This window comes from Cellulomonas fimi (genome assembly GCF_012952065.1).
Taxonomy (GTDB): domain Bacteria; phylum Actinomycetota; class Actinomycetes; order Actinomycetales; family Cellulomonadaceae; genus Pengzhenrongella; species Pengzhenrongella fimi_A.
Map to the genome: position 1 here is coordinate 19,887 of NZ_JABCJJ010000034.1, position 7,444 is coordinate 27,330.

Consider the following 7,444-nt stretch of genomic DNA (forward strand, 5'->3'; position numbering starts at 1 on the left):
GGTCATCGTCCCATGCCGGACAGCTCGAGGAGCTCAGCGGCATGGGTGCGAGCCGCCGCGGACTCCTCCTGGCCCGAGAGCATGCGGGCGAGCTCACGGACGCGGTCCGCGCCGCTGACGGCACGCACGTCGGAGTCGGTCACCGTGTCCGTGTCGGCCGCCGTCGACTTGGTGACGACGAGGTGCGTGTCGGCGAACGCGGCGACCTGGGCCAGGTGCGTCACCACGACGACCTGGCTGGCCTGCGCCAGTCGGGCCAGCCGCCGGCCCACCTCGACGGCTGCCTTGCCACCGACGCCGGCGTCCACCTCGTCGAAGACGAACGTGGGCGGCCGGTGCGCGCCGGACTCCGGGGCGGTGGCGAGCGCGACCTCGATCGCGAGCATCACCCGCGAGAGCTCACCCCCGGACGCTCCCTTGCCCAGCGGGCGCGCCGGCGCGCCCGCGTGCGGCACGAGGAGCATCTCGACGACGTCAGCGCCCCACGGCCCCGGCGCCGGAGCGTCCTCGATCACGACCTGGAGCTGTGCGCCCGCCATCGCGAGGCCCGCGAGCTCGGCCGACACCGCCTGGGCCAGCGTCGCCGCCGCGCGCCGTCGCCGGTCCGTGAGCGCGACGGCGTGCTCGGCGAGGCGCGCAGACAGCTCGCCGTGGCGGGCCGCAAGGACCTCGAGCCGCTCCCCGCCGCCGTCGAGCTGGAGCAGACGCAACCCCGCCTGCTCGGCCCAGGCGAGCACCTGGTCGACGTCCTCGCCGTAGCTCCGGGTCAGCTGGGTGAGCGCGGCGCGGCGCTGCTCCACGACCTCGAGCCGGCGCGGGTCGGCCTCGAGGTCCTGGAGGTACGCGGCGAGCTCCGCCCCGACGTCCGCGAGCTGGTACCCGAGGTCCGCCACCCGCGCGGCGAGGGCGGCGAGCGCCGCGTCGTGGCTCCCGGCCTGCTCGAGCGCGCGTCGCGCGCGGTCGACCCCCGACGCCGCACCGGGGTCGGCCACGCCGTCCGGGTCTCCCACGAGCGCATCGTGCGCGAGCCCGGCCGCGGCCCGCAGGTCCTCGGCGTGGCCGAGCCGCTCGGCCTCCGCCGCGAGCTCGTGGTCCTCGCCCGGCTGCGGCTCGACCCGCTCGACCTCCGCGAGCCCGAGTCGCAGGAGCTCGGCCTCCCGGGCGCGGTCCTGCGCGCGGGTGGTGAGCTCCTCGATCTCCTGCTCGAGCCGAGATCGCTCGGACCAGTCGGCGCGGTACGCCGCGAGGGTCGCCTGGTGCTCGGTGCCCGCGAAGGAGTCGAGGGCCGCCCGCTGGCGCGCCGGCGAGCGCAGCCTCGCCTGGTCCGCCTGCCCGTGCACCGTGACGAGATGCTCCGCCAGGTCGGTGAGCACCGACTGCGGCACGCTCCGCCCACCGAGGTGCGCACGCGAGCGGCCCTCCGCTGCGACGGTGCGGAGCAGCACGAGCGAGCCGTCGTCGTCGAGGTCCGCGCCCGCCTCCTGCGCGCGCTCGTGGACCGCCGAGCCCGGCGTCACCGCGATCCGCCCCTCGACCGCCGCGCGGACCTCGCCCGTGCGGACGGCGCTCGGGTCGGCCTTGCCGCCGAGCAGCAGGCCGAGCCCCGTGAGCACCATCGTCTTGCCGGCGCCGGTCTCCCCGGTCACGACCGTCAGGCCGCGCCCCAGTGAGACGTGGGCATCGGCGATGACGCCGAGGTTCTCGATCCGGATCTCCTCGAGCACCCGGGTCACGCTCCCCGGGACGGAGACGGAGACGGAGACGGAGAAGGTGAGGCAGCGGCGGAGAGGCCGGGGGAAGCTGCGGCGGCTACGCCGGCTCGCCCCCGCCACCCCACGACGGGCAGCGAGAACTTGCTGACCAGCCGGTCGGTGAACGGCGCCTGGGTCAGCCTGGCGAGGCGCACCGGCACCGCGCCGCGGCGTACCTCGACACGCGCGCCCGTCGGCAGGTCGATCTGCCTCCTGCCGTCGCAGCTCAGCACCCCGACCGACGTCGAGCGGGCCAGCACCTCGACCGCGAGGACGCTGCCCGGACCCACCACGAGCGGCCGCGCGAACAGCGCGTGGGCGGACACCGGCACGAGCAGCATCGCGTCGACATCGGGCCACACGACCGGCCCCCCCGCCGAGAAGGCGTGCGCGGTGGAGCCGGTCGCCGTGGCCATGACGACGCCGTCGCAGCCGAACGACGACAGCGGGCGGCCGTCGACCTCGACCACGACCTCGATCATCCGCGCACGGTCCGCCTTCTCGACGGTCGCCTCGTTCAGGGCCCAGCCGACGACCGGCTCCGCGGGGCCCGGCACGGTGACCCGGATGTCGAGCGTCACCCGCTCCTCGACCTCGAAGTCGCCCGCCGCGAGCCGGCGGACCGCGTCGCCGATGTCCTCTCGCTCGCTCTCCGCGAGGAACCCGACGTGCCCGAGGTTCACTCCCAGCATCGGGATCCCCGTACCCCGGGTCACCTCGGCGGCGCGCAGGATGGTCCCGTCCCCGCCGAGGACGACGGCGACCTCCACGTCCGTCAGGTCCACGCCGTCCGCGTCGGCGACCGGCTCGAGCCCGGCCCGCCGCAGCTCGCGGACCGCTTCCTCGGTGGCTGCCACCGCTTCCTCGCGCCCGCCGTGGGTCACGACCAGAGCCCGTCGACTCACCGGTCACCTCCGCTCGTCCAGCTCGCGTCCTCGCCCGTGGGTCCGGTGCTCACCGCGTGTCGCACCAGCGCCTCCAGGGTCTCGTCGTCGCGCGGCTCGCGCCCCGCGGTCAGCCACACGACGTACTCCACGTTGCCGCTCGGGCCCGGCAGCGGGCTCGCGACCACCGCCTCGAGCCTGCGGTCGAGCGCCTGCGCGGACCGGGCGACGTCGAGCACGGCCTGCGCGCGCAGGCCGGGGTCCCGGACGACGCCACCGGACCCCAGCCTCTCGCGGCCGACCTCGAACTGCGGCTTGACGAGCAGCAGCAGGTCCGCGCCCGGCGCGGCCACCTGCACGAGCGCGGGCAGCACGATCGTGAGCGAGATGAAGGAGAGGTCGCCGACGACGAGCTCGGGCGCTGGTTCGAGGTCGCCCGCCACCAGGTGCCGGACGTTGACCCCCTCCCGCACGGTCACCCGCGTGTCGGCGCGCAACGACGGCACGAGCTGACCGTGCCCGACGTCGACCGCCACCACGTGCGCGGCGCCGCGCCTCAGCAGCACGTCGGTGAAGCCTCCGGTCGACGCGCCGGCGTCGAGACAGGTGCGTCCGGCGACGCGCGGGCCGTCGGGTCCGAGCGCATCCAGGACTCCGGCGAGCTTGTGCCCGGCGCGCGAGGCGTAGTCGGGCTCGCCGCCCGGGTCGACCGCGACCGCGACCACGTGCTCAGGAGTGAGCGGGGTGGCGCTCTTGCTCGCGGGCACGCCGTCCACGGTCACCCGACCGGCCTCGATGAGCTCGCCGGCGTGGCGACGGGAGCGCGCCAGACCTCGCCGGACCAGCTCGGCGTCCAGCCGTGCACGACCGGCCACCGGCTACTCCTCGGTGTCCGCGAGGCGGTCCTGGAGCGCGGTGTGCACAGCGTCGAACACGGCGACGTGCTCACGGACGGGACGCTCGTCGAGCCCCACGACCCGGGTGAGCGCGGCGTCGACTGCCGCGTCGCCGGTCGCGCCGGTCTGCGGGTCGGCAGCCTGGGCATCGACGTTCGGGACCTGCTCCTGCACGCTGCTCCTCGTCGGTCGGGATGGGCGGACCACCGCGGCGGCACACCGCGCCCCACGCTACCGGGAGTGCAAGGCGATCCGACGGCGATCAACCGTCGTGCACAGCGAGGTCCGGCACGGAGCCGGGATCCACAGCGTTCCCGCGGTCGACGGCGTCCCACGCCGCCGCGCACGCCGACCGCACCACGTCGACCCGTGCCGCCAGGACGCCCGTCCACCCGCGCACCTCGAGGCGCCCGTCGACGACGCGCGCGGCCGCCTCGCGCGTCGTCCACCAGCCCTCCGGCCCAGGCGCCGGTGCGGGATGCGGCTCGAGCAGGCTGACGAGATCACCGCCGATGAGGTGCGGCCGCTCCGCAGGACGGGCGAGCACCGCGTCTCGCGCCGAGCTGACCCCCGTGAGCACGAGCAGGCCGGGGTAGTCGGCAGCCCGCGCACCCGCGAGGTCGGTGTCCAGCCGATCACCGATCACCAAGGGGCGCTTCGCGCCCGCGCGCGCGACCGCGAGCCGGAACATGGTCGGCGCAGGCTTGCCCGCGCTGTCCGGGGTCACGCCGGTCGCGGCCTGCACCGCCCCGACGAGAGCGCCGTTGCCGGGCGCGAACCCGCGCGGCGTGGGCAGGCTCAGGTCGAGGTTGCTCGCGACGTGCCACGCGCCTCGCTGCACCGCGTAGGCCGCCTCCGCGAGCTGCGGCCAGGCCAGCTCGGGGGCGAAGCCCTGCGCGACGGCGTCCGGAGCGTCGTCGGCGGACGTCACCACGACGAACCCCGCCTGCTGGACGGCGGTGACCAACCCGGCTCCCCCGACCACGAGCACTTTGGCACCCGGGGCGAGCCGCGTCGTCAGCACCGCAGCGGCCGCCTGTGCCGCGGTCATCACCTCCGCCGGCTCGGTCGCGATGCCGAGGCCGCTGAGCTGCGCCGCGACCGACTCGGGCTCGCGCGAGGCGTTGTTCGTCACGAAGACGAGCCGCATGCCCCGCTCTCGGGCACCGGTCAGCCCCTCGGCCGCTCGGGGGATGGACTCGTGCCCTTTGTAGGCCACGCCGTCCAGATCGACCAGGGCGAGGTCGAACGACTCCGCGAGCGGGGCGTCGCACGCGACGAGCCCACTCATCGGGCGTCCCCCGGCGACCCCGCGTCCTCCCCGTCCGGCCGGCCGCTCACCTCGGCGGGGCCGGTTCCGACCGCGGCTTCCTCGTCGATCGGGGGTTCGTCCTCGACCGACGCGACACCGGCGGCCGCCTCCTCGTCCACCGGGACGTCGTCCTCGGTCGGGTCGTCGCCCGCCGGGACGTCGCCCGCCGGGTCGTCGTCGGACCGCACGTCGTCAGCCGGCTCGTCGCTCGCCGCGAGGTCGAACACGACGATCTCCTCCTCGTCCGTCACGCCCGCGGCTGCGGCCAGCTCGGCTCCCGTGAACGCGGTGAGCTCGGCCGCGGCGTCCTCCGGCCGCCCGAGCGACTCCAGCGCGGCCGCCCGGGCCTGCGCCACGCGCGCCGCCAGCACGCCGGTGGCGCCGCCGAGCCGCTCGAGCGCCGCCTCGGACAGGACGGCCAGGGCAGCCTCGGCCTCACCGAGATCCAGGCGCGCCCCACTCACGACGATCGCAAGCTCGACCGCGGGCTCCGCCTCGAGTGCTTCCGCCTCGCTCGAGGTTCCGAGCGCCAACGCGCGCTCGGGTCGGCCGAGGCCCCGTTCACAGTCCGCCATGATCGCCAGGTGCTCGGACGAGCCGTTGAGGCGGCGCACGGTCCGCAGCTCGCGGAGGGCTTCGGCGAAGCGACCCGTCCGGTAGGCCGCCAGTCCGGCTGCCTCGCGGACGACGTCGACCCGGCCGGCCCGTCGGACCGCGGCCTGGGCGTGCTCGTAGGCCAGCTCCGGGTCGGTGTCGAGCAACCGACCGGCCATCACCAGGTGGTGACCGACGCCCTCCGCGTTGTCCTTGCTGAGCGTGCGCAGCCGGGCGCGGACCCCACGATCGAGATCAGAGAACTGCACGTCGTCCGCGACCTCCGGCGCCTCGACCCGAGCGGGCTCCGGCGGACGAGTCACGCGCCGGTCCGTGGTCCGGTCGCGATCGGTGTCGGCGCCGTAGCCCCGGCCCGATGTCGGGCGCGAGCCCTGCTGGACGCGATCGCCACGCGTCGGACCACCGTGACGGTCAGCACGTTCCGGGCGGTCGGGCCGATCCGACCAGAACGGGCGGCCGGCCCGGTCTTCGCGCGCGGGCCGGTCTTCGCGCGCGGGCCGGTCCTCACGCGCCGGCCGTTCCGGGCGCGACTGCCGGTCCGGACGGTCGCCACGGAAGGGGCGATCCGAACGGTCCGGACGATCCCCACGGACGTTGCGATCCGCATGGTCCGGACGGTCCCCACGGGAGGCGCGGGCGGACCACTGCGGCCGCTCGCCCCGCGTGGGGCCTGCGTCCGTACGCGCGACTGGACGGTCGGCGCCCGGAGCACGATCGGGTGCCTGCCGACGGTCGGGACGCTCCCCCGAGCGTCGCTCGGGCGGCCGGCCCACGGCAGGGCGGAAGGCGCCCCCGGCACGGGAGTCCGATCGTTGGTCGCGCGAGCCGTAGGTCCTCACCTCGCGATCTGGCGAGCCGAACCGAGGAGCTCCGCCGCCGCGCTCGTCCCGGCCGCGGTCACTGCGCTCGCGACGCCCGCCACCAGTGATCCGATCGCCCGTCCGACTCGCATCGCGGGACGCTCGGTCCTGCCACGCTCCGCCTGCCGAGGTGCGCTCCGAGCCGGTGCGCCAGCTCGTGCGCTGCGTCCCCTCTGGACGACCCGAAGCCGAGGGGCGTGCGCCACCGCCGGGACGCTCACCCCGGCCGGACCGGGTCGTCGCCGGCCTCCGCGGGCGATCCGCCGCCGCGTCCCATGACGCGCCCCCAGCAGCCCGCTCGTCCCGGCGGGGCGCGTAGCCACGACCACCCCCGGCGGCAGCGCTCCCCGCCCCCGAAGGACGACCCGTCCCCGAAGGACGCCCCGTCGCGCCGCCCGCGGCAGGACGTCGCGCGTCATCACCGCGAGTGCGGGAGTCGGAGCCGTACGAACCGCGAGGACGCTCGGTGCGGGATCCACGGTCGTCGGCACCGCGGCCCTCTGCTCCGCCTCGGAGCGGGCGTGCGCTGGAGGATCGGGGCGCCCACCCGGATGCACCTGAGGAGGATCGGGGCGCCCACCCGGAGGCACCTGAACGTGGAGCGCTGCTCGCACCGCGTCCACCTTTCGGTGCCGCCTGCCGGCTGCCCCGCGCGGGGCCGCCCCGGTCCGGGCTCGACTCATCGCGCGCCCTCCTCCGGTCGTCGTCGGCCTGGCGCCGATCGGCGCCGCCCTCGCCCGAGCCCCGCCCGCCTCGATCGCGATCCTCAGGGCCTCGCGGCCCTCCCGGCTGACCGGCGTCGTTGCTCACGTGTGTGTGTCCCCTCATCGTCATGCGTCCGTTCATGGTCTCACTCGGCCGGGCTCGCTCAGCTGGATCCACTCAGCTGGCCTCGCTCAGCCGGCCTTCCTCAGCGCGCCCCGGCCGACGGCACAGGACTCGCTGTGGCCAGTCCCGAGACCCGCGTGGGTTGTGGGGGAATGAGAAAGAGCCACCCCGGGGTGGGGTGGCTCTTTCTGTAATGGTTGTCCGGCGGCGACCTACTCTCCCACACAGTCTCCCGTGCAGTACCATCGGCGCTGAAGGGCTTAGCTTCCGGGTTCGGAATGGGACCGGGCGTTTCCCC

At 75.8% G+C, this 7,444-nt stretch carries 6 protein-coding genes and 1 rRNA gene; all 7 read right to left on the reverse strand.

Annotation, left to right across the window (positions count from 1 at the left end; translation table 11 throughout):
• Positions 1-2: 2 nt before the first annotated feature.
• Complete coding sequence (gene recN, locus HIR71_RS14555; RefSeq protein WP_169325790.1) at positions 3-1,724, reverse strand: DNA repair protein RecN; 1,722 nt, start codon at positions 1,722-1,724, stop codon at positions 3-5.
• Positions 1,725-1,729: 5 nt separating this feature from the next.
• Positions 1,730-2,656, reverse strand: a complete 927-nt coding sequence (locus HIR71_RS14560; RefSeq protein WP_169325791.1) for an NAD kinase — start codon at positions 2,654-2,656, stop codon at positions 1,730-1,732.
• Complete coding sequence (locus HIR71_RS14565; protein ID WP_169325792.1) at positions 2,653-3,510, reverse strand: TlyA family RNA methyltransferase; 858 nt, start codon at positions 3,508-3,510, stop codon at positions 2,653-2,655. Before HIR71_RS14565 ends, HIR71_RS14560 begins: the two co-directional genes overlap by 4 nt.
• A 3-nt stretch (positions 3,511-3,513) precedes the next feature.
• On the reverse strand, positions 3,514-3,705 hold the full coding sequence (locus HIR71_RS14570; protein ID WP_169325793.1) for a hypothetical protein: 192 nt from the start codon (positions 3,703-3,705) through the stop codon (positions 3,514-3,516).
• A gap of 88 nt (positions 3,706-3,793) precedes the next feature.
• Positions 3,794-4,822 carry an HAD-IIA family hydrolase gene (locus tag HIR71_RS14575; RefSeq protein WP_169325794.1) on the reverse strand — a complete coding sequence of 343 codons (1,029 nt, stop codon included), beginning with the start codon at positions 4,820-4,822 and terminating at the stop codon, positions 3,794-3,796.
• Entirely contained in the window at positions 4,819-5,760 is a 942-nt protein-coding gene (locus tag HIR71_RS14580; RefSeq protein ID WP_311836307.1) for a tetratricopeptide repeat protein, read from the reverse strand. The genes HIR71_RS14575 and HIR71_RS14580 overlap by 4 nt, the downstream gene beginning before the upstream one ends.
• Positions 5,761-7,345: 1,585 nt before the next feature.
• Positions 7,346-7,444: ribosomal RNA gene (gene rrf / locus HIR71_RS14585) — 5S ribosomal RNA — on the reverse strand; the annotation flags it as partial.